Source organism: Pseudorhodoferax sp., assembly GCF_047601025.1.
Taxonomy (GTDB): domain Bacteria; phylum Pseudomonadota; class Gammaproteobacteria; order Burkholderiales; family Burkholderiaceae_C; genus Pseudorhodoferax.
On the sequence record NZ_JASGJZ010000001.1, the window covers coordinates 1,031,803 to 1,053,181 of the forward strand.

At 69.5% G+C, this 21,379-nt stretch carries 18 protein-coding genes; 13 read left to right on the plus strand and 5 right to left on the minus strand.

Annotated features, from left to right (window positions below; genetic code table 11):
- Position 1: 1 nt before the first annotated feature.
- From QM782_RS04935 to QM782_RS04945, 3 genes are read right to left on the minus strand one after another with little or no spacing between them, the layout of a single operon-like run.
- Entirely contained in the window at positions 2-1,204 is a 1,203-nt protein-coding gene (locus QM782_RS04935) for a lyase family protein (RefSeq protein ID WP_415201807.1), read from the minus strand.
- Between the two features lie 18 nt (positions 1,205-1,222).
- Positions 1,223-2,056: a shikimate dehydrogenase family protein gene (locus QM782_RS04940; RefSeq protein ID WP_415205591.1), complete on the minus strand. Its 834-nt coding sequence runs from the start codon at positions 2,054-2,056 to the stop codon at positions 1,223-1,225.
- 42 nt (positions 2,057-2,098) lie between these two features.
- Positions 2,099-3,496, minus strand: coding sequence for an MFS transporter (locus QM782_RS04945; protein WP_415201808.1), 1,398 nt, complete (start codon positions 3,494-3,496; stop codon positions 2,099-2,101).
- Between the two features lie 163 nt (positions 3,497-3,659).
- Here QM782_RS04945 and QM782_RS04950 point away from each other — a divergent pair, with 163 nt between their 5' ends.
- From QM782_RS04950 to QM782_RS04975, 6 genes are all read left to right on the plus strand, one after another.
- Complete coding sequence (locus tag QM782_RS04950; RefSeq protein ID WP_415201809.1) at positions 3,660-4,442, plus strand: IclR family transcriptional regulator C-terminal domain-containing protein; 783 nt, start codon at positions 3,660-3,662, stop codon at positions 4,440-4,442.
- 176 nt (positions 4,443-4,618) lie between these two features.
- A complete protein-coding gene (locus QM782_RS04955) occupies positions 4,619-7,828 on the plus strand; it encodes a tetratricopeptide repeat protein (RefSeq protein ID WP_415201810.1) in 3,210 nt (1,069 codons plus the stop codon).
- Positions 7,829-8,095: 267 nt separating this feature from the next.
- Positions 8,096-9,337 carry an MFS transporter gene (locus tag QM782_RS04960; RefSeq protein WP_415201811.1) on the plus strand — a complete coding sequence of 414 codons (1,242 nt, stop codon included), beginning with the start codon at positions 8,096-8,098 and terminating at the stop codon, positions 9,335-9,337.
- On the plus strand, positions 9,334-9,639 hold the full coding sequence (locus QM782_RS04965) for a DUF1161 domain-containing protein (RefSeq protein ID WP_415201812.1): 306 nt from the start codon (positions 9,334-9,336) through the stop codon (positions 9,637-9,639). The genes QM782_RS04960 and QM782_RS04965 overlap by 4 nt, the downstream gene beginning before the upstream one ends.
- Before the next feature lie 112 nt (positions 9,640-9,751).
- Positions 9,752-11,380: a peptide chain release factor 3 gene (locus QM782_RS04970; protein WP_415201813.1), complete on the plus strand. Its 1,629-nt coding sequence runs from the start codon at positions 9,752-9,754 to the stop codon at positions 11,378-11,380.
- Positions 11,377-12,177 (plus strand): HAD-IIB family hydrolase, encoded by an 801-nt coding sequence (locus tag QM782_RS04975; protein WP_415201814.1) that lies wholly within the window; start codon positions 11,377-11,379, stop codon positions 12,175-12,177. The genes QM782_RS04970 and QM782_RS04975 overlap by 4 nt, the downstream gene beginning before the upstream one ends.
- Positions 12,178-12,218: 41 nt before the next feature.
- On the opposite strand, the gene QM782_RS04980 is transcribed toward QM782_RS04975, so the two are convergent.
- Positions 12,219-13,196: a Bug family tripartite tricarboxylate transporter substrate binding protein gene (locus tag QM782_RS04980; protein ID WP_415201815.1), complete on the minus strand. Its 978-nt coding sequence runs from the start codon at positions 13,194-13,196 to the stop codon at positions 12,219-12,221.
- A 170-nt stretch (positions 13,197-13,366) separates the two neighbouring features.
- Here QM782_RS04980 and QM782_RS04985 point away from each other — a divergent pair, with 170 nt between their 5' ends.
- Positions 13,367-13,795: a DUF2721 domain-containing protein gene (locus QM782_RS04985; protein ID WP_415201816.1), complete on the plus strand. Its 429-nt coding sequence runs from the start codon at positions 13,367-13,369 to the stop codon at positions 13,793-13,795.
- Positions 13,796-13,956: 161 nt separating this feature from the next.
- Here the strand turns inward: QM782_RS04985 and QM782_RS04990 are convergent, their stop codons facing one another.
- Positions 13,957-15,003 (minus strand): LacI family DNA-binding transcriptional regulator, encoded by a 1,047-nt coding sequence (locus QM782_RS04990; RefSeq protein WP_415201817.1) that lies wholly within the window; start codon positions 15,001-15,003, stop codon positions 13,957-13,959.
- 182 nt (positions 15,004-15,185) lie between these two features.
- On the opposite strand from QM782_RS04990, the gene QM782_RS04995 reads away from it, so the two are divergent.
- From QM782_RS04995 to QM782_RS05020, 6 genes are all read left to right on the plus strand, one after another.
- Positions 15,186-16,145, plus strand: a complete 960-nt coding sequence (locus QM782_RS04995) for a Bug family tripartite tricarboxylate transporter substrate binding protein (RefSeq protein WP_415201818.1) — start codon at positions 15,186-15,188, stop codon at positions 16,143-16,145.
- A gap of 9 nt (positions 16,146-16,154) precedes the next feature.
- On the plus strand, positions 16,155-17,672 hold the full coding sequence (locus QM782_RS05000; RefSeq protein WP_415201819.1) for an acyl CoA:acetate/3-ketoacid CoA transferase: 1,518 nt from the start codon (positions 16,155-16,157) through the stop codon (positions 17,670-17,672).
- Complete coding sequence (locus QM782_RS05005) at positions 17,669-18,439, plus strand: enoyl-CoA hydratase/isomerase family protein (protein WP_415201820.1); 771 nt, start codon at positions 17,669-17,671, stop codon at positions 18,437-18,439. The genes QM782_RS05000 and QM782_RS05005 overlap by 4 nt, the downstream gene beginning before the upstream one ends.
- Positions 18,440-18,449: 10 nt before the next feature.
- Positions 18,450-19,253 carry a shikimate dehydrogenase family protein gene (locus QM782_RS05010; protein ID WP_415201821.1) on the plus strand — a complete coding sequence of 268 codons (804 nt, stop codon included), beginning with the start codon at positions 18,450-18,452 and terminating at the stop codon, positions 19,251-19,253.
- Positions 19,254-19,318: 65 nt separating this feature from the next.
- The gene (locus QM782_RS05015; RefSeq protein WP_415201822.1) at positions 19,319-20,500 is read left to right on the plus strand and encodes a dihydrodipicolinate synthase family protein; all 1,182 of its coding nucleotides are present in this window, start codon (positions 19,319-19,321) and stop codon (positions 20,498-20,500) included.
- Positions 20,500-21,375, plus strand: a complete 876-nt coding sequence (locus QM782_RS05020) for a sugar phosphate isomerase/epimerase family protein (RefSeq protein ID WP_415201823.1) — start codon at positions 20,500-20,502, stop codon at positions 21,373-21,375. The genes QM782_RS05015 and QM782_RS05020 overlap by 1 nt, the downstream gene beginning before the upstream one ends.
- The last annotated feature ends 4 nt before the right edge of the window (positions 21,376-21,379 follow it).

A 21,379-nucleotide genomic window follows, 5' to 3' on the forward strand; every position in this document is an offset into this window, starting at 1 on the left:
ATTATAGGGAAGCGAGCGCCGCCAGGCGCTGGCGCGCCAGCGTGCCCGCGGCGGCGGCCAGGCCGGGCGCGAACCACTCGCGCGCCACCTCGGGCGCCAGGCCCTCGCGCGCGCGGCCGATGTTGGCCTGCATGCGGGCCGCGTCCACGCGCAGGCCCGGCAGCGCGACCGCCAGCGCGCGCACGCTGCCGTGCACGGCCATCCACAGCGCCGGCCACTCGGCCAGCTCAGCCTGCCAGCCGCCCAGCGCGCGCTCGTGCTGCTGCACCATCGCGGCCAGCAGGCCCGCCACGCGCTGCGGCGCGCGCTGCGCCGCAGCCAGCGCCACCATGGCGGCGACCGGGTTGCGCTTGTGCGGCATGACCGAGGAGCTGCCGCGGCCCGGCTCGGCCGGCTCCATGACCTCGCCGACCTCGTGCTGGCCCAGCAGCGCCAGGTCGGCCGCCAGCTTGCCCAGGCTGCCCGCCAGCAGCCCCAGCGCGCAGCCCAGCGCGACCCATTCGTCGCGCTGCGTGTGCCAGGCTGCGCCGCCGTCGCGCAGGCCCAGCGCCGCCGCCATGCGCGCGCGCACGGCGGCGATGCGCGCCGCATCGGCGCCGGCCTGCATCTGCGCCAGCGTGCCCACGCCGCCGCCCAGCTGCAGCTGCAGGGCCTGGGCCGCCGCCGCGCGCAGCCGCGTGCGGGCCCGCAGCAGCGGCGCGGCCCAGTCCACGCACTTGAGGCCGAAGCTGGTGACCGAGGCCGGCTGCATCAGCGTGCGCGCCAGGATCGGCGTGTCCGCATGGCGCGCGGCCAGCGCCAGCAGGGCGCGGATGGCCGCGTCCAGGTCGGCCTCGACCAGCGCCAGCGCGTCGCGCGTGACCAGCGCCAGCGCGGTGTCGATGACGTCCTGGCTGGTGCTGCCGTGGTGCGTGAAGGCCACCGCGTCGGGATTGAACAGGCCCACGGCCTCGCGCAGCGCCTTGAGCAGCGGGATCGCCACACTGCCGGCGCGGCCGCTCTCGCGCACGATCTTGCCGACGTCGAACAGCTCGACCTTGCAGGTGTCGATGATGGAGCGGGCCGCCGGCGCCGGGACCAGGCCTTCCTCGGCCTGGGCCTGGGCCAGCGCCGCCTCGAAGCGCAGCATCGCGGCCACGACGCTGGTGCCGCCGAACACGGCGACCGTCTCCGACGTCGACAGGTAGTCCTCGAAGATGCTCATGGCCGCGCCGGCCGCGCGTCAGTACTGCAGCGTGGCGACCGACCGCAGCTCCTCGGCCGTGGTGGTGCCGAAGCCGAAGAACTCCAGGTAGGCCGGGATCTGCTCGAACAGCATGTCGGTGCCGACCTGGATCTGGCAGCCCTTGTCCAGCGCGGCGCGCAGCAGCGGCGTGATCTCGGTCTTCATGACGACCTCGCCGACGAAGGTGTCCGGCGCGATGCGCGCCACGTCGAACGGCAGCGGATCGCCTTCGTTCATGCCCAGCGGCGTGGCGTTGACGATGATGTCGTAGCCGGCCGGATCGTTGGAGCCGGTGCGCACCTGCAGCTGCGGATAGTGCTGGCGCAGGCGCTCGCCCAGCGCCTCGGCCGAGGCGCTGCGCGCGTCGAACAGCGCCAGCTCGGCCGCGCCGGCCTGGGCGATCGAGGCCGCGATGGCCGAGCCCACGCCGCCGGCGCCGGAGACCAGCACCCGCGCACCGGCGAAGCTGCGGCCCTTGCGCTGCACGCCGCGCACGAAGCCGGCGCCGTCGAACATGTCGCCCAGCAGGCTACCGTCGGGCCGCTTGAGCACGGCATTGCAGGCGCCGGCGATGCGGGCCGTGGGCGTGGCCTCGTCCACCATGTCCAGCGTCACGACCTTGTGCGGCATCGTGACCAGCGCCCCCCGCAGGTTCGAGAAGCGCATGATCTGGCGCAGCGAGACGGCGTAGTCCTCGGCCTGCACGCCCATCGGGACGACCACCGCGTCGATGCCGCGGTGCGCGAACCAGGGGTTGTAGATCATCGGCGCCTTGAAGCTGGCCGTGGGGTAGCCCAGGTGCGCGATCAGCGTGGTCTTGCCGGTGATCATGGGCACCGGCGGCGTGGGAACGGTCGTGTCGCTCATCGTGGTTCAGGCGGCGTTGCCGCGCAGGGATTGCTCGCGCAGGCGATGGTATTCCTCGGCCGGGACCGGGACGGCATCGGGCTGGCCGAGATCGCTCATGTGGATGCGGAAGGTCTCGCGGGCGCTGGCGGCGGCCAGCGCGGCGATCACGGTGATGCCGAAAGCCAGCGCGCCCACGGTCAGCCAGATGTTCTGCGCGCCGGGCGGGGCCACGAAGGTGAACAGCGCCGGCAGCATGGCCGTGGCGGCCGTGCCCAGGTTCTGCGAGATGGCCATCGCCGACACGCGGGTGCGCGTGGGGAACAGCTCGGGGTAGAAGCTGGGGAACACGGCGTTGTAGCCCTGGTAGACCACGCCCCACATCAACAGCGACATGATCACCGCCAGCGTCACGTTGTGGATGCTGATGGCGTACAGGTAGCCGAAGGCCAGCAGCCCGGACAGCAGCGAGCCGACGATCAGCGGCGGCTTGCGGCCGATCCGGTCGGACAGGTTGCCGACGTACGGGATCACCACCACGGCCAGGATGTTGCCCAGCACCGGGATCCACAGGTACACGTCCTTGGCGAAGCCGACGCCGTAGGCTGGCTGCACCGCGTAGGCGGCGCCGAAGATCGTGGCCACCACCGGGATCACGTTCATCAGCGCCATCAGCACCACGCGGACCATGTCCTTCCAGGAGTACTTGAAGGCGTCGACGATGGGCGAGCGCGCGCGCTGCGTCTGCACGCTCTTGTCGGTGAAGGCCGGCGTCTCGTCCACTTCGCGGCGGATGATCCAGCCGGCCACGATCACGATGAAGGACAGCAGGAACGGGATGCGCCAGCCCCAGCTGTTGAAGGCCTCCTCGGGCATGTAGTGGGCCAGCGGCAGGAACACCGCGGCGGCCAGGATCTGGCCGGCCTGCACGCCCTGCAGCGTGAAGCTGGCGAAGAAGCCGCGGCGGCCGAACGGCGCGTGCTCCAGGATCATCGAGCTGGCGCCGGAGATCTCGCCGGCCACCGCGAAGCCCTGCACCAGGCGGCACACCACCAGCAGGAACGGCGCCCACAGGCCGATCTGGTCGTAGGTGGGCAGCAGGCCCACGGCGATGGTCGAGAAGCCCATCAGGAACATGCACCAGATCAGCACCGACTTGCGCCCGTGCGTGTCGCCCAGGTGGCCCAGCACGAAGGCGCCGATGGGCCGGGCCACGTAGCCCACGCCGTAGGTGGCCAGCGAGGCGATGATGGCGATGGCCGGGTCGCCCTTGGGAAAGAAGATCTGCGGAAAGATCAGCGAGGCGGCGGTCGCGTAGATGAAGAAGTCGTAATACTCCAGCGCCGAGCCGATCCAGCCGCTGGCTGCGGCCTTCTTCGACTGGTGCCGGCCCTGCGGCTCGGACGCCGTGGCAGAACTGCTCATGCTTGTCTCCAAAAAGATGTTCGACGGGCACACGCATGGTGCGTGTGGGTCGCAATGTAGAAGGGCGGCATGCATCGGCACAGCCCGGGAACAAGCCGCTTGTTCGATCATCGATCATTTTGGTTCGATAATCGAACAGTCCTAGGGTTTCCACCAGACCCCGATGCCCACCCTCCCCCCTGGCCCTGCCGCCCTGGACCGGCGCGACTGGATCGCCGGGCTGGAGCGCGGCCTGGCGATCATCGAGTGCTTCGACGGCGAGCATCCGCGCATGACGGCCAGCGAGGTCGGCCTGCGCTGCGGCATGACGCGCACGGCCGCGCGGCGCTACCTGCTGACGCTGCAGCACATCGGCCACGTGGCCGGCGACGGCAAGCTGTTCTGGCTGACGCCGCGGGTGCTGCGGCTGGGCCAGTCGTACCTGGAATCGGCCCGGCTGCCGCGTGTGGTGCAGCCCTTCCTGCAGCGCGTGGCGGCCGGCACGCACGAGACCGCCTACCTGTCGGTGCTGGACGGCGACGAGGTGGTCTTCATCGCCCGCAACGGCCCCAACCGCAGCATGAACACCGGCTACGTGCTGGGCGCGCGCGCGCCGGCGCAGCTGACGGCCTCGGGCCTGCTGATGCTGGCGCTGCGCCCGCAGGACGAGACCGAGCACTGGCTGGCCACGCGCGAGCTGGTGGTGTTCACCTCGCACACCATCGCCAGCAAGGAGCGGATGGCGCTGGAGTTCGCGCGCATCCGCGCCCAGGGCTGGGCGCTGTCGGAGCAGCAGCTGGACCTGAACTCGCGCGGCATCGCCGTACCGCTGCGCGACCGCCACGGCACCCTGGTCGGCGCGCTGAACGTGACCATGCCCATGGGCCACGAGAGCAGCGAGGACGCGGTCGCCCGCGTGCTGCCGGTGCTGCGCGAGACGGCGCAGGCGATGCGCAACCTGATCTAGCACGCCATGCCCCGGGAATGCGCGAGCCCTTGGCCGGGCGGCAACGCCGCGCGCCGGACGCCCGCTCGCATGCCACCAGCGCTCGGTCCGGCCGGCAGGCAGCAGCTCCGCCGCCGACGCGGCCCCAGGCGGCAGAATGGCGCGCACCCGACAGCCAGGGCACGAGGAGTGTTTCGATGGCCGCCGTCCAGATCCTGCTCTCCGCCGTCAGCGCGGAATTCGAGACCTACCGGGAAGCGCTGCAGCGGCACCTGACCACGCGCGGCAGGTCCGTCGTCATCCAGGAAGACTTCGCCGCGGCGGGCACGCCGACGCTGGACAAGCTTGCCGGCTACGTCGCGGCCTGCGACGTGGTCGTCCATCTGATCGGCGACCTGCCAGGCGCGCCGGCGCAGCCGCGTTCGGTACAGGCGCTGGGCGATGCGTGCCCCGATTTCGGCGAGCGTTTCCCCGTGCTCCGGGCCTACCTGCACCCCGGCGGGCCCGCCCTGTCCTACACGCAGTGGGAGGCCTGGCTGGCGCTGTACCACCGCAAGCGGATCATCGTGGCGGCGCCGCGGGACGGTGCGCCACGCGGGCCGCGCTACACGCCGCCGGGCGAGGCGGACCGGGCGTCGCAGGCCTTGCACCGGTCCCTGCTGGCCTCGCAGGAATGCCATGCCGAGATCGGCTTCGACAGCGTCGAAGGGCTGGCGATCGAACTGCACAAGGCGCTCGCCGTCGTCCCCGGCAGCCCAGCCAAACCCTGCGATCTGCCGCCGGCCGCGGGCCGGTTCGTCGGCCGTGCCGAGGCGCTGGCCGATCTGGCCGGCCGCCTGCGTGCCGGGCGGAACACGGCCGTGGTCGGCGCCGCAGGCTTCGGCAAGACGGCCCTGGCGGCGGCGGCCTTGCGGCAGGTGGTGGGCGACGACGGTGAACGCCTGGTCACCAGCCCCTGGCCGGACGGCATCGTCCTGCTGGATCTGTACGTCCATCGGGGCCAGGCCGAGCCCGCCTGGCACGCGCTGGCCAACCGCGTGAAGGGCGCCGACTTCCTGCCCGACCGGCCCGGCGCCGACCGCGCCGCCCAGGCCTTGCGCGACCAGCGCCTGCTCGTCGTCGTCGAAGGCGCCGAACAGGCCGACGGCCTGGAAGGGCGCCCGGCCTTGCCGGAGTTGCAGCGCCCGCTGGGCTCCGGTTGCCGCTGGCTCATCCTCACGCGCCTGTTGACGCAGGCGGACCCGGCCCACCGCGTCTGGCTGCAGGAACGCCTGGGCGACGACGAGGCCGCCGAGTTGCTGGACCAGCTGACCGGCCGGCCGCTGCCGCCCGACCTGCGCGAACCCCTGCTGGACCTGTTGCAAGGCCACCCGCTAGCCCTGACCTGGGCCGGCAAATTGGTGGCCCGAGGCGACGAAGACCCGCACTGGCTGTTGCGCGAATGGCGGGCCGGGCCGCTGCCCTCGCTGGCCGACCCGATGGAAGGCCGGCGCACGCTGGCCTGGCTGTTCGACCGCAGCGTGAGCCGGCTGGACGCGCCGGCGCGCGCCGTGCTGTCGGTGGCCGGATGCCTGGCGCCGACGCCGGTGCCGCTGGCCGCGTTTGCGGCTGCGCTGGGCCAAGAAAAGGAGAGTGTGCTGCGCGCCGGTTTGCGCGGCCTGGTGCAGCACGGCCTGATGCACGTGAGCGAAGCAAGCCCATCGGCGCATTGGCAGTTCGCCCATGTCCTCGCCTATGGCCATGCGCGCGAGCGATGCCCCGCACCGGAGCCGGTGCCGGCCGCCCTGGCCGATTGGCTGCTGCAAGTCGTGCAAGCCGAGTTGGAGGCGGCGGTGTCGGCCGACGCCAGCCGGGTTGCGGCATGCCTGGAGCATGCGGACGCGCTGCTCAAGGCGGGCGTGCGGCGGCAACTCTGGGAGGCGCTGCTGATGCCGCTGCTCTACGAGGTGTGCGATCGCCTGCAAGCCTTGGGCTGGTCCGCGCAGGTCGAAGCCGGTCTGGCGGCGGTGGCCGCCGGATTCGAGGCTGTACCACCCGAGCGCACATCAGAACCGGAAGTCGAACGCGAATGGAGCGTTCTCGCCCATCGCCGAGCCGATCTTTACCGGTTGCGTGGCGACCTGGCCGGCACCGAACGCGCCTACCGGGCGGCGCTGGCCGTGCGCGAGCGGCTGGCCCAGGCCGACCCGGGCAATGCCCAATGGCAACGCGACCTAAGCGTCAGCCAGAACCACATCGGCCAGGTGCTCAGCGCACAAGGCGACCTGGCCGGCGCCGAACGCGCCCATCGGGCGGCGCTGGCCGTGTCCGAACGGCTGGCCCAGGCCGACCCGGGCGATGCCCAATGGCAACGCGACCTGAGCGTCAGCCAGAACCACATCGGCCAGGTGCTCAGCGCACAAGGCAACCTGGCCGGCGCCGAACGCGCCTACCGGGCGGCGCTGGCCGTGCGCGAGCGGCTGGCCCAGGCCGACCCGGGCAATGCCGAATGGCAACGCGACCTGAGCGTCAGCCAGGACAACATCGGCCAGGTGCTGAGCGCGCAAGGCGACCTGGCCGGCGCCGAACACGCCTACCGGGCGGCGCTGGCCGTGCGCGAGCGGCTGGCCCAGGCCGACCCGCGCAATGCCGAATGGCAACGCGACCTGAGCGTCAGCCAGGACAACATCGGCCAGGTGCTGAGCGCGCAAGGCGACCTGGCCGGCGCCGAACGCGCCTACCGGGCGGCGCTGGCCGTGGCCGAACGGCTGGCCCAGGCCGACCCGGGCAATGCCGAATGGCAACGCGACCTGAGCATCAGCCAGAACTACATCGGCCGGGTGCTGAGCGCACAAGGCGACCTGGCCGGCGCCGAACGCGCCTACCGGGCGGCGCTGGCCGTGCGCGAGCGGCTGGCCCAGGCCGACCCGCGCAATGCCGAATGGCAACGCGACCTGAGCGTCAGCCAGGACAACATCGGCCAGGTGCTCTGCGCACAAGGCGACCTGGCCGGCGCCGAACGCGCCTACCGGGCGGCGCTGGCCGTGGCCGAACGGCTGGCCCAGGCCGACCCGGGCAATGCCCAATGGCAACGCGACCTGAGCGTCAGCCAGGACAACATCGGCCAGGTGCTGAGCGCACAAGGCAACCTGGCCGGCGCCGAACGCGCCTACCGGGCGGCGCTGGCCGTGGCCGAGCGGCTGGCCCGGGCCGACCCGGGCAATGCCCAGTGGCAACGCGACCTGTCGTACTCGCTCGCGTTGATGGCCGGACTGCTCGAACAAGCAGGCTCCAGGGCCGATGCATTGGAGATGGCCAGGCGCAGCCTGGCCATCAACGAGCGCCTGGCTGCACTGGACCCGCGCAATGCCACCTGGCAGAACGATGTGCAGGTGAGCCGCGCCACCGTGCAGCGCCTCGGAGGATGAGCCGCCCGCCGCGGACTTCGCCTGGCACGCGCCTAGCCGACTGCACTGGTTTCTGGACCGACGAGCGCCAGGCGATCCGCAGCGACGGCCCATCGCGCGCGCCGAGCAACAGGCCGACCGCTGCCGCCTGCTCGAGGGCGTAGCGACGGAGCGGCATGCGCCCGGCATCCAGCGCCCCCGCGGTCCGCAGGTCGCCGCGGAGGGAACCGAGGGAGCGGCGAGCTTGCTATTCTTCCCGCCGCGCTGCGGCGCGAGGAGACATCCCCCATGACCCCACCACCGGACCGGCATGCCGCCGATTCGCGCCACGCCTGGATGCGCCTGGCCGTCACGCTGCTGCTGATGACGGTGGGCAGCAGCGGCATGTACCTGGTGTCCGTCATGCTGCCGGCCGTGCAGGCCGAGTTCGGCAGCACGCGCTCCGACGCCGCGCTGCCCTACACGCTGCTGATGCTCGGCTTCGGCCTGGGCGGGGTGCTGATGGGCCGGCTGGCCGACCGCTGGGGCGTGATGTGGCCGCTGCTGCTGGGCGCCGCCAGCCTGGGCCTGGGCTACCTGGCCTCGGCGCTGTCGGGCAGCATCCTCGTGTACGCGGCCGTGCAGGGCGTGCTGGTCGGGCTGCTGGGCAGCGGCGCGGCCTTCGCGCCGCTGGTGGCCGACACCTCGCTGTGGTTCGTCCGGCGCCGCGGCCTGGCCGTGGCCATCTGCGCCAGCGGCAACTACCTGGCCGGCACGGTGTGGCCGCCGGTCGCGCAGCATTTCGTCGAGACCGTGGGCTGGCGCCACACCTACCTGGGCATGGCGCTGTTCTGCAGCGTCACGATGGCGGCGCTGGCGCTGCTGCTGCGCGAGCGCCCGCCGGCCGTCCAGGCCGCCGCCCCGGGCGGCACCGCGCCGGGCGCGGCGGCGGCAGCGCGGCCGTTCGGCCTGTCGCCGGGCATGGCCGAGGCCCTGCTGTGCGTGGCCGGCACGGCCTGCTGCGTGGCCATGGCCATGCCGCAGGTCCACATCGTCGCCTACTGCACGGACCTGGGCTACGGCGCGGCGCGCGGCGCGCAGATGCTGTCGGTCATGCTGGGCTTCGGCATCGCCAGCCGGCTGATCTCGGGCGCGATCTGCGACCGCATCGGCGGCCTGCGCACCCTGCTGCTGGGCTCGGTGCTGCAGTGCGCGGCGCTGCTGATGTTCCTGCCGTCCGACGGCCTGGTGCCGCTGTTCGTGGTGTCGGCGCTGTTCGGCCTGTTCCAGGGCGGCATCGTGCCGTCCTACGCGATCATCGTGCGCGAGCACTTTCCGCCGGCCGAGGCGGGCGCGCGCGTGGGCACGGTGCTGATGGCCACGCTGCTGGGCATGGCGCTGGGCGGCTGGCTGTCGGGCAAGGTGTTCGACCTGACCGGCAGCTACCGCGCGGCCTTCCTGAACGGCATCGCCTGGAACCTGCTGAACATGGGCATCGCGCTGACGCTGCTGCTGCGCACGCGGCGGCGCGGTGCGACACTCGCGGCATGAAACCCTGGTGGATCCCCCTGGCCTGGCTGCTGGCCGGCAGCAATGCCCTCGCCCAGGACAACTGCGAGGCCCTGCGCGGCGACATCGAGGCACGCATCCGCGCGGCCGGCGTGGCCGGCTTCTCGGTCACGGTGCTGGACGCCGCGCAGCCGGCCGACGGCCGCGTCGTCGGCAACTGCGCGATGGGCCGCAAGAAGATCGTCTACGCACGGCATGTGGCGCCGCCCGCGCCGGCCGCGGCCCCCATGCTGACCGAATGCCGCGACGGCTCCACCCCGCTGGACGGCCGCTGCCGCCCCTGACGGCGTAGGCGGCGCGCCGGCCGGCCGGGCGGGACCGGCCCCGCGCGTTTGGCCGAAAATGCGCGCTTTCGTCCCGCAGCAACGCGCTGCGCCCCTCCCTCTGGAACCGCCCTTGTCCTACGCCTCCGAAACCCGGCGTCGCCGCACCTTCGCCATCATTTCCCACCCCGACGCCGGCAAGACGACGCTGACCGAAAAGCTGCTGCTGTTCTCCGGCGCGATCCAGATCGCCGGCTCCGTGAAGGCGCGCAAGGCCAGCCGCCACGCCACCAGCGACTGGATGGAGATCGAGAAGCAGCGCGGCATCTCGGTGGCCAGCTCGGTCATGCAGATGGCCTACCGCGACCACGTGATCAACCTGCTGGACACGCCCGGCCACAAGGACTTCTCCGAGGACACCTACCGCGTGCTGACCGCGGTGGACTCGGCGCTGATGGTGATCGACGCGGCCAACGGCGTGGAGGCGCAGACGCGCCGGCTGATCGAGGTCTGCCGCCAGCGCGACACGCCCATCATCACCTTCGTCAACAAGATGGACCGCGAGGTGCGCGAGCCGCTGGACATCCTGGACGAGGTGGAGCGCGAGCTGGGCATGCCCTGCGTGCCGATGACCTGGCCGGTCGGCCAGGGCAAGGCCTTCGGCGGCATCGTCAACCTGCGCACCCAGGCGATGACGGTGTTCGAGGCCGGCAGCGAGCGCCGGCCGCAGGACTTCGAGACCGTGCCGCTGGCCGAGCGCGCCACGCTGGAGCAGCGCTTCGGCCACGAGTTCGCGGCCGCGATGGACGGCATGGAGCTGGCCGCCGGCGCCTCGCCGGCCTGGGACCGCGAAGCCTTCCTCGCGGGCCGGCAGACGCCGGTGTTCTTCGGCTCGGGCGTCAACAACTTCGGCGTGATGGAAGTGCTGGACGCGCTGGTCGACCTGGCGCCGCCGCCGCAGCCGCGCGTGAGCACCGTGCTGGTCAACCGCCAGCCCGTCACCCGGGAGATCCGGCCCGAGGACGAGGACTTCGCCGGCGTGGTGTTCAAGGTGCAGGCCAACATGGACGCCAACCACCGCGACCGCATTGCCTTCGTGCGCATGGCCTCGGGCAAGTACGCGCCGGGCATGAAGCTCAAGGTGCAGCGCACCGGCAAGGAACTGCGGCCGACCTCGGTCGTGACCTTCATGAGCCAGCGCCGCGAGGCGGTGGACGAGGCCTACGCCGGCGACATCATCGGCTTCACCACGCACGGCGGCGTGCAGCTGGGCGACACCATCACCGACGGCGCCAACCTGCAGTTCACCGGGCTGCCGTTCTTCGCGCCCGAGATGTTCATGACCGTGATCCTGAGGAACCCCTTGCGCACCAAGCAGCTGCAGCAGGGCCTGGCCCAGCTCGGCGAGGAAGGCGCGATCCAGGTGTTCAAGCCCGAGGCCGGCGGCGCGATGCTGCTGGGCGCCGTCGGCCAGCTGCAGTTCGAGGTCGTGCAGCACCGGCTGAAGACCGAGTACGACGCCGACATCCGGCTGGAGGGCTGCCAGTACACCGGCGCGCGCTGGATCACGGCCGACACGCCGGCCGAGCTGCGCCAGTTCGTCGACGCCTACCCGGCCCGCATGGCGCGCGACGCGGCCGACACGCTGGCCTTCCTGTGCACCAGCCCGTACGACGTTCGGCTGGCGCAGGAACGCTTTCCGAAGATCCACTTCCACCCGCTGCGCGAGCACGCGGGGCTGGCGCTGCAGAGCGCCGGATGAAGCCGCTGGCGGCCCACTGGCCGGCAGGCGCCTCGGCCGGGCTGCGCGGCGTCTTCACCGACATCGACGACACGCTGACCACCGGCGGCGCGATCACGCCCGACGCGCTGCAGGCGCTGGCCGACCTGCAGGCCGCCGGGCTGGCGGTCGTCGCCGTCACGGGCCGCTCGGTCGGCTGGAGCCTGCCGTTCGCGGCCGCCTGGCCGGTCGATGCCATCGTGGCCGAGAACGGCGCCGTGGCGCTGCTGCGCCGGGCCGGCGGCGGTGGCGTCGAGAAGCGCTACCAGCAGGACGCGGCCACCCGCGCCGCCCACTTCGCGCGCATGCAGGAGGTGCTGGCGCTGATCGAGCGCAGCATCCCCGGCGCGCGCCGCGCCGGCGATTCGGGCGGCCGCGAGACCGACATCGCGGTCGACCACAGCGAGTTCGCCCAGCTCAGCGAGGCGCAGATCGACAAGGTGGTGCTGGCCATGCGGCACGAAGGCCTGCACGCCACCGTCAGCTCGATCCACGTGAACGGCTGGTTCGGCGGGCACGACAAGCTGCAGGGCGCGCGCTGGATCGTGCGCGAACTGTGGCAGCGCGACCTGGACGCCGAGCTGGACCGCTGGGCCTATGTCGGCGACTCGACCAACGACGCGCGCATGTTCGGGGCCTTCGCCCTCAGCGTGGGCGTGGCCAACATCGCGCGCTTCGTGCCGCACCTGTCGCAGCTGCCGCGCTACGTGACCGCGGCCGAGCGCGGGGCCGGGTTCGCGGAGTTCGCGTGCCTCGTGCTGGCGCAGCGCCGGCCCTGACGCCGGCCCATGGCCGGGGCCGCTGCCCCGGCGTTCACTACTTACTGCGACCGGGCCAGGCCCAGCTTGTCGATGACGGCCTTCTCGCGCGCGACGGTCTCCTGCGCGAACTTGGCGTAGTCGGCCGAGCTCTTGTAGTCCGGCAGCATGTCGTACTTGGCCAGCGCAGCCAGGTAGCTGGTCTCCTCCATGGCCTTCTTGAAGGCGTCGTGCAGGCGCTTGACCACCTCGGGCGGCGTGCCCCGGGGCGCGCCCAGGCCGAACGGCGAGTTCTGCACGATGTCGTAGCCCAGCTCCTTCAGCGTGGGCGCGTCGGGGAACTTGGCCAGGCGCTTGGCGCCCCAGGTGTTCAGCACGCGCAGCCTGCCGGCCTCGACGAACGGCGCGAAGCCGGTGGAATCGGCCGCGGCCATCAGCTGGCCGCTGGTCACGGCCAGCATCAGGTCGGCGCTGCCCTTGTAGGGCACGTGCTGCAGTTGCATGCCGGCCTCCTGGGCGATCAGCTCGGTCGTCAGGTGCGGGCTGGTCAGGGTGCCGGTGGAGCCGTAGGTCAGCTTGCCGGGGTTGGCCTTGGCATAGTCCACGAAGTCCTGCCAGGTCTTGAACGGGCTGTCGGCCGGCACCACGATGCCGAAGGCGTAGCCGGTCAGGTTGATCACGTAGGTGATGTCCTTGAGCGGATCCCAGTCGAGCTTGGTGGTGTAGCCCACGCGGAACACGCCGAGCGGGATCTGCGCCAGCGTATAGCCGTCGGCCGGCGCGCTCTGCAGCGCCTGCGCCGGCAGCGTGCCACCGGCACCGGGCCGGTTCTCGATGATGACCGGGTAGCCCAGCGCCCTGGCCGCGTTGTCGGCCAGCGCGCGCATCGTGATGTCGGTCGGCCCGCCGGCCGGAAACGCGATGATCAGCTTGATCGGCTTTTCGGGGAAGGTCCTCCAGGCCTGGGCCTGGGCCGGCGATGCCACGAGCATGGTGAGCGAGGCGAGCGCGGCGGCGCCCAGCAGGGAACGGCGGAACATGGTGAGCCTTTCGTGGCGGCAGAAAAACCTGCCATTTGGCCGGCGCCGTGCGGCAGTTGCAACCGGGAAGTCCCTCATACGCAGGCATCGATTGCCGCGGCGACGCGGCAGCCGCAACGCGCTGCCGCAAGCAGAATCGCTCGGCAGCTCCGAACCAGGACATTCCGCCCATGCTCGCCATCCATGCCGACACCACGCACGTGATCCAGCTCGCAGTCGGGCCAGCCTTCATGCTGGCCGCCATCGGCGCCACGCTGACGGTACTGACCAACCGCCTCGCGCGCATCAACGACCGCACCATCAAACGCAAGGACGACCTGGACAAGGCGGACGCCGAAGCCAATCCGACGCTGCAGCAAGAGTTGCAGGCGCTTAACCGGCGCGCCAAGGTCATCAACGCCGCCATCACCGCCGGTGCCGGCTGCGCGATCCTGGTGTGCGTGCTGATCGGCTCGCTCTTCCTCGGCAATGAACTCGCCATTCCCTTCGACCGGCCGGTGGCCGCCCTGTTCGTGCTGGCCATGCTGGGGCTGATCGCCACCTACGTGCTGATGCTGGTGGATATCTACATGGCGCAGCACAGCATCAATCCGACCTGAGCGCGGCGCCTGCGCGGATGCGTGCTCCAGCGCATCCGGCCATGTCTGTCCAAACTTCTATCCTGTTAGTCCACGCGCGACAAACAGGACACACGAGCCGATACCGGCGATGCACTCCGGCCTGAGACGCTGCGCTGCAGACGCTGTAGCCCTAGCGCGCGTCAGCTCGCGCGCGCCATCCGTCGCGGCCGAGGAATCACCGGCCCCGAAGAAGCCCGCACGACCAAGTCGGGGCGCAGGATGATCCGCTCGATCGGCCGCTCGGGCTCCTCCAAGCGGTCCATCAGCAGCTTGCCAGCCACACGGCCGATGCTGTCTCTGCCGATGGACAGGGTGGTCAGCCCCGGTTGCCAAAGCGCGGACTCGGACACGTTATCCATGCCCACCACCGATACCTCTTGACCAGGCTCAATGCCAATGCTCCGCAGTCCGAGCATGGCGCCAAAAGCGATCGTGTCGTTGAAACAAAGCAGTGCTGTGGGTGCATCGCGGCCCTGCATCAGGCGCACGGTCTCGCGGAACCCATCCTCGCGCGTGGCTGGAAATTCCAAGATCCAGTCGTCGTTGGACCTGATGCCCGCCTCTTGCAGTGCCGTGCGAAAGCCTTCATAGCGATCTTGGCCAGTTGACGTGAGTCTGGCGCGCCCGAGGTAGCCGATGCGTTCGTGGCCCAAGTCCAGCAGGTGCTTCGTCGCGATCTGTGCGCCCACCCGGTTGTCGTTCCCAACGTAGTCGCTTTCCACGCCCGCCACGTAGCGCGTCACTTGCACCACCGGCACCTTCCAGGCCAGCAGTTGCTCGACGTGCTCCTTGGGCGTAGCGATGGCAGGGGTTAGCAAAACGCCTTCCACGCGGTACTGCCGCAGGGTTTGCAAGAAGTTGAGCTGCCGGGGGATCGACTCGGCGCAGTTGCCGAGGAAGAGAACGCGGCCTAACTCTTCAAGCGCTTCTTGAATGCCAGCGGTCACATCCGCGAAATAAGGGTTGACGAGGTTGCACATCGACACCCCAACGATGCGCGAGGTAATGCCGCGCAGATTGCCAGCCGCCCGGTCGTACACGTAGCCGACCTCTTTCAGGACGGCACGGACCTTGGCCTTGGTGGCCTCGGCTACCAGAGGGCTGTTGTTCAGGACCATGGAGACGGTGCCGGTCGCCACCCCCGCGGCCTGGGCAACATCTTTCAGAGTGACTCGTTTCGTGGACATGGGGATGTGCTGTTGCGACCCAGCATACCCGCTTCGAGAGTTGGAACAGGGCCGCCGCGGGTCGGTTGTCACATAAGGGTTATCCCTAGATCACAGCAAGAATTGAATCGATTCAAATCCGTTTTGAGTCGTTTGAATCGATTCAATTCCATCAATTGCTTGTTTGCTCCAGGAGACTGTTCATGAACCGTTCTGTGTTTGTCCGCGCTGCGCTTGGCGCCGTCGCTCTCGCCTTTGCCATGGACGGCGCGATGGCGAGCGACTACCCGAACCGGCCCATCGAGCTACTCGTGCCCTACGCCGTGGGCGGTGGAACCGATGCGGTGGGCCGCGCCTTCGCGGACGCTGCAGGCCGTTACCTGGCGAACGGCATGATCGTGGTGAACCGCCCGGGCGCAGCGGGTGCGATCGGTCACTCCGAAGGCGCGCGCGCCCCAGCCGATGGCTACAAGCTGACCATGGTCACGCCCGAGATCAACTTGGCCTACCTGCAAGGCATCGGCAAGGCGCGCCCGGCGGACTTCACCTTCATCGCCCGGCTGAACATTGACCCGATCGTCCTGATCGTGCCGGCGAACTCCCCGTTCAAGACGGTACAGGACGTGCTGGCCAAGGCCAAAACCAAACCGGGAGAAGTTGCTCTGGCCAACTCCGGGAAGGGCGCGACCTATCACCTCGCCGCCGTGGCCCTGGAAGAGAAGACCGGCCTGTCGTTCAACAACATTCCCTATATCGGCGCTGGCCCCGAAATGACCGCGATCCTGGGCAACCAAGTCGAAGGCGGCTTCGCGACAACGGGCGAGGCCGGCACTTACGTGAAGACGGGCAAATTCCGCCTGCTCGGCGTGATGGCCCCCGAACGTCTCAAAGAGTTCCCGGACGTGCCGACCTTCAAGGAACAAGGCGTGGACCTCCAGCTCGGCACCTGGCGCGCGCTGGCCGCTCCCAAGGGCACGCCGCCTGCCGTGATAGCCAAGCTCAAGGAGGTGGTCGCCAAGGTCGTGCAGGAACCGCGCTACCAGCAGTTCTTCACGCAGCAGTACCTCGGCATGGTCTACGAGGACGGCGACAAGTTGCCTGCGGAGCTGGAACGTGAGTTCAAGTTCTACAGCGACATCGTGACCAAGCTTCAGTTGAAGTGAGATTTTGAGATGCGCGACAAGACGATGACGGCCGCCGAGGCAGCGGCCCTAATTTCCAACGGTGCCACTGTGGCCGTCACGGGCTCGGGCGGCGGCCTGGTGGAGCCGGATGCGGTGTTCGAAGCGGTCGAGCGGCGCTTTTGCAATGGCGAGGGCGCTGCAGGCCTGACGCTGGTCCACTCGCTGGGCCTCGGCGATCGCAACAAACGCGGCTCCAACCGCTTTGCCCACGACGGCATGGTGCGCCGCGTGGTCGGTGGTCACTGGACCTGGTCGCCGCGCATGCAGGCGCTGGCCAAGGACAACCGTATCGAGGCCTACTCGCTGCCCGGCGGGGTCATCACCCACCTGTTGCGTGAAATCGGCGCCGGCCGTCCTGGCCTGATCACCCATGTGGGCCTGGGCACCTTCGTGGACCCACGGCTGGGCGGCGGACGCATGAACGCCGCCGCCAAGGACGACGTGGTCGAACTGCTTCAGCTCGATGGCAAGGAGTACCTGCGTTACAAGCCGTTCAAGGTGGACGTGGCCATCATCCGCGGCACCTATGCCGACACGGCCGGCAACATCTCGCTGGAGGAAGAGCCGGCCGATCTGGACGGCTATGCCGTGGCGCTTGCCGCCCACAACAGCGGCGGCAAGGTCATCGCCCAAGTGCGCGAGGTCGTGCCTGCGGGCAAGCTCACCCCCCGCAGCGTCGCCATCCCAGGGGCGCTGGTGGATGCCGTGGTCGTGGTGCCCGAGCAGATGCAGACCTACCGGGGCAACTTCGACCCTTCGCTGATCGGCCATGATGGTGAATTCGACCGTCCTGCAGCTTCCACCGACCCGCTCAAGCGCATCATCGCGCGCCGCGCAGCCCAGGAACTGCATCCTGGCGACAGCCTGAACTTCGGCTTCGGCGCCTCGGCTCTCGTCGCCTCGCTGATCGCAGAGAGAGGCGCCCAGGCCGACTACTGGATGACCATCGAGCAGGGCATCCACGGCGGCCACATGATCGACGACGACCTGTTCGGAATGGCCCACCATCCTTCGGTCATCATCGATTCGCCCTCACAGTTCGACTTCTATAGCGGCGGCGGCCTGGACATGACGTTTCTGGGCATGGCCGAGATGGACGGCGACGGCAACGTCAACGTGTCCAAGCTCAACGGCAATGTCAACGGCCCCGGCGGCTTCATCGACATCTCCCAGAACGCCAAGACCGTGGTGTTCTGCGGCACCTTCGACGCCAAGGGCAACCAGGTGAAGGTGGAGGGCGGCAAGGTCCACGTCCAACAACAGGGCCGCATCCGCAAGCTGGTCAAGGCCGTGGACCATGTGACGTTCAGCGGCAAACAGGCGCTGCAACGCGGCCAGCGCGTCCTATACGTGACCGAGCGCGCAACCTTCGAACTGACGCTCGAAGGCGTGCAGTTGATCGAACTGGCACCAGGCGTCGACCTGCAACGCGACGTGCTGACACAAATGGACTTCGCGCCAGTCGTGCGCAACGTGGGCAGCTATGCCAAGGAAGTGATGCAATGAACGACAACATTCTCAGCGTGGAAAACCGTGGGACGGTTCGCGTCCTCACGATGACCGGCGTGCCGCGCCGCGGCAACCCCATGTCGCCCGAACTCAGCCGGGCTTTGCTCGATGCACTGGCCCAAGCCATGGCCGACACCAACGTGCGATGCGTGGTCCTAGCCGGAACGCCGACCCACTTTTGCGTAGGTGCCGACCTGGTCGACGTTGCCAAGCTGCAAGGCGTGCAGGCCATCCTGGATGGCTGGCTCGACGACCTGGACCAGATCCGCAAGATGTCCAAGCCCATCATCGCCGCCGTGCGCGGCTACGCGGTGGGCGGTGGCTTCGAGCTGGCTTTGTACTGCGACCTGATCGTAGCGGCCGAAGACGCCAAGTTCGCACTGCCGGAGACCGGCATCGGTGTCATCGCTGGCCAGGGCGGCAGCCAACGCTTGATCGGCCTGGCCGGCCGGGCCGTTGCGGCTGACCTGATCCTCACGGGCCGCGAACTGTCGGGGCTGGAGGCCAAGGGCTACGGCATCGCCGCGCGCGCCGTGCCTGCAGCCGATGTGGTCGACACGGCCGTTGCGATGGCCGAAGCGGTCGCGCAACGCAGCGCGCCGGCCGTGGCCTTCGCGCGCGAAGTGATCTACGAGGCCACGGAAGCTCCCATACGACAGTCGCTGCGCATCGAACGCTTGCTGGCGGCAGTGGTGCTGGATACGAGCGAAGCCAAAACGCGCATCGGCAATTTCCTGGAACGCCGCAAGGCGCCCAAGGCTTGAGGACACTGCAGTGAAGCTCGAACAACTTGACGGATCAACGCTGCTGTACGGAATCGTGGGCGACCCGATCACTGCGGCGCGTTCGCCCGAAGTGTTCAACACCATGTTCGCGCAGAAGGGCATCAACGCTGTGCTTGTGCCTTTGCATGTGGGGCAGGGCGACCTCGAGACGGCCTGGGCCGGCCTGTCAATGCTGCGCAACCTGCGCGGCTTGGTGATCACGATGCCGCACAAAACGCGCGTGCTGCCGCTGATGTCTCGCATCGGCGAAGCGGGCCAACTGGTGGGCGCGGTCAACGCCGCCCGTCGCGAACCCGACGGAAGCTGGCATGGCGACATGTTCGACGGCATCGGCTTTGTCGCTGGCCTGCGTGCACAGGGCCACGAGCCGGCAGGCTGGAACGTGCGGCTGTGGGGCGTCGGCGGCGCGGGCAGCGCGATCGCGCTAGCCCTGGCGCAGGCCGGCGTGGCCGGCCTGGTTTTGCACGACCGCGACGTGCTGCGCCGCGACCGGCTGTGCCGGCAGTTGCAGCAGGCCTTCCCTCATGTCGACATCAGCACGGGTGCACATCACTTCAAGGTGGATGCCGTCATCAACGCCACGCCTCTAGGCATGCAGGCCACGGACCCGCTGCCGTTCGACCCCGCCGAACTGCCGCGCGAGACGCTGGTGGTGGACGTGGTCACGAAGCCGGAGATCACGCCGCTGCTGCAACGCGCGATGGACACCGGCCATGCGGCTCACGCCGGCAAACACATGCACCTGGGGCAGGCACGCTGCGTCGCCAGGTTCTTCGGCTACGAACTGGACTGAGCGCCCGCGCTGCATCGTTCAACACATCGCGCACGCATTGGCGGGCGCATTCCCAAGGAACCATCATGTCTCTGACCATCACGCTTCCGACCCTGCAAGGCACGCAGGCCTATACGCTCTCCGGCAAGCAGCCCGTGCGGCCGCCGGCAGGTGTGAAGTTCAACCGCATCGCCTACTCGGCCGCCCACGTCGTCGCCGATCCGCTTGCCGCCCATGACCCCTGGATCACGTCCGCCATCGACTGGGACTCGACCATCGCTTACCGCCAATACCTGTGGTCGCTGGGCCTGGGCGTGGCGGAGGCCATGGACACGGCCCAGCGCGGCATGGGCATGGACTGGCCGACCTCGCTGGAGTTGATCCGCCGTTCGCTGGACGCGGCCAAGGACCATCCGGGCGCTTTCGTGGCATCGGGCTGCGGCACCGACCACCTGGACATCGACGCGGTCAAGACCGTGGACGACGTGGTCCGCGGCTATGACGAACAGATGGCAGCCATCGAAAAGCTCGGTGGCAAGCTCATCATCATGGCCAGCCGCGCGCTGGCCCGAGTGGCCAAGAGCCCGGCCGACTACGAGCGGGTCTACAGCCACGTGCTGACCCAGGCCAGTCAGCCCGTCGTGTTGCACTGGCTGGGTGAGATGTTCGATCCGGCGCTGGCCGGCTATTGGGGCACCCAGGACGTGGATGTCGCGATGGACACCGCGCTGGGGGTCATCGCTGCCAATCCGTCCAAAGTGGACGGCATCAAGATCTCGCTGCTCGACAAGGACAAGGAAGTCGCCATGCGCCGGCGCCTGCCCGCTGGCGTGCGCATGTACACAGGCGACGACTTCAACTATGCGGAACTGATCGCGGGCGACGGCTGGGGCAGCAATCCGCTGCACGGCAAGAGCGATGCGCTGCTGGGCATCTTCGACGCCATCGCGCCGGCCGCCAGTGCAGCTCTGGGCGAGTTGGCCCAGGGCAACATGGAGCGCTTCCACGCCATCCTGGGTCCCACGGTGCCGCTGTCGCGCCACATCTTCGCGGCACCCACGCGCTTCTACAAGACCGGTGTGGTGTTCATGGCTTGGCTCAACGGCCACCAAAGCCATTTCAGCATGGTGGGCGGCCAGCAGAGCACGCGCAGCGCTCAGCACTTCGCCGAACTGTTCCGGCTGGCCGATGCAGCGAACCTGCTCGAGAAACCCGAGCTGGCCATTCAGCGCATGCGTACCCTGATGGCGCTGTACGGAGTCCAGTGATGCGCGACTTTTCCGCAGACCACCGCTGGCTGTCGATCAACACAGCCACGGTTCGCAAGAGTCTGGGCAAAGACCTGCCGCTGCCTGCCATCCTCGATGCCTGCGCGGCGCGCGGCATCCGCGCCGTGTCACCGTGGCGCGACCAGGTGCAGGCCGCCGGGCTCAGCAAGGTGGCTCAGCGCGTGCGCGCACACAGCCTGGAGTTGTCCGGCTACTGCCGTGGAGGCATGTTCCCCGCGACCGATGCCGGAGGGCTGCAAGCAGCTCTGGACGACAACCGCCGTGCCGTGGACGAGGCGGCCGAACTCAAGGCACCGTGTCTGGTCCTGGTGGTCGGCTCCCTGCCGGGCGCCTTGCAGGGCAAGGCGGCATTCAATGACATCGCAGTGGCCCGCACCCAAGTGCGTGACGGCATCGCCGAACTGCTGGAGCATGCGCGCAAGGCTGGCGTGCCGCTGGCCATCGAGCCACTGCACCCGATGTACGCCGCCGACCGGTCCTGCATCAACACGCTGGAACACGCGCTGGACCTGTGCGACGAGCTGGATCCAGGGCGCAGCGGCGCCCTGGGTGTCGCGCTGGACGTGTACCACGTGTGGTGGGACCCCAAGCTGGAACAGCAGATCGCGCGCGCCGGCAAGGAGCGCCTGCTGGCCTTTCACGTCTGCGACTGGCTGACCCCGACAACCGACATGCTCAACGACCGCGGAATGATGGGCGATGGCGTGATCGACATTCCCAGGATCCGCGGCTGGGTCGAAGCCCAGGGCTTCGCCGGCCATTCCGAGGTGGAGATCTTCTCGAATCGCTGGTGGCAGAGGGACCACGGCACGGTGCTGGACCTGTGCATCGAACGCCACCGCAGCGTGGTCTAGAACG

Bases quoted from the DNA above. Each gene is read 5' to 3' on its own strand.
- QM782_RS05015 (WP_415201822.1), top strand. From the start codon at position 19,319: ATGTCTCTGACCATCACGCTTCCGACCCTGCAAGGCACGCAGGCCTAT.
- QM782_RS04990 (WP_415201817.1), bottom strand. From the start codon at position 15,003: ATGTCCACGAAACGAGTCACTCTGAAAGATGTTGCCCAGGCCGCGGGG.
- QM782_RS04985 (WP_415201816.1), top strand. From the start codon at position 13,367: ATGCTCGCCATCCATGCCGACACCACGCACGTGATCCAGCTCGCAGTC.
- QM782_RS05020 (WP_415201823.1), top strand. From the start codon at position 20,500: ATGCGCGACTTTTCCGCAGACCACCGCTGGCTGTCGATCAACACAGCC.
- QM782_RS04935 (WP_415201807.1), bottom strand. From the start codon at position 1,204: ATGAGCATCTTCGAGGACTACCTGTCGACGTCGGAGACGGTCGCCGTG.
- QM782_RS04965 (WP_415201812.1), top strand. From the start codon at position 9,334: ATGAAACCCTGGTGGATCCCCCTGGCCTGGCTGCTGGCCGGCAGCAAT.
- QM782_RS04940 (WP_415205591.1), bottom strand. From the start codon at position 2,056: ATGATCACCGGCAAGACCACGCTGATCGCGCACCTGGGCTACCCCACG.
- QM782_RS04960 (WP_415201811.1), top strand. From the start codon at position 8,096: ATGACCCCACCACCGGACCGGCATGCCGCCGATTCGCGCCACGCCTGG.
- QM782_RS04975 (WP_415201814.1), top strand. From the start codon at position 11,377: ATGAAGCCGCTGGCGGCCCACTGGCCGGCAGGCGCCTCGGCCGGGCTG.
- QM782_RS04950 (WP_415201809.1), top strand. From the start codon at position 3,660: ATGCCCACCCTCCCCCCTGGCCCTGCCGCCCTGGACCGGCGCGACTGG.
- QM782_RS04980 (WP_415201815.1), bottom strand. From the start codon at position 13,196: ATGTTCCGCCGTTCCCTGCTGGGCGCCGCCGCGCTCGCCTCGCTCACC.
- QM782_RS05005 (WP_415201820.1), top strand. From the start codon at position 17,669: ATGAACGACAACATTCTCAGCGTGGAAAACCGTGGGACGGTTCGCGTC.
- QM782_RS04945 (WP_415201808.1), bottom strand. From the start codon at position 3,496: ATGAGCAGTTCTGCCACGGCGTCCGAGCCGCAGGGCCGGCACCAGTCG.
- QM782_RS04955 (WP_415201810.1), top strand. From the start codon at position 4,619: ATGGCCGCCGTCCAGATCCTGCTCTCCGCCGTCAGCGCGGAATTCGAG.
- QM782_RS05000 (WP_415201819.1), top strand. From the start codon at position 16,155: ATGCGCGACAAGACGATGACGGCCGCCGAGGCAGCGGCCCTAATTTCC.
- QM782_RS04995 (WP_415201818.1), top strand. From the start codon at position 15,186: ATGAACCGTTCTGTGTTTGTCCGCGCTGCGCTTGGCGCCGTCGCTCTC.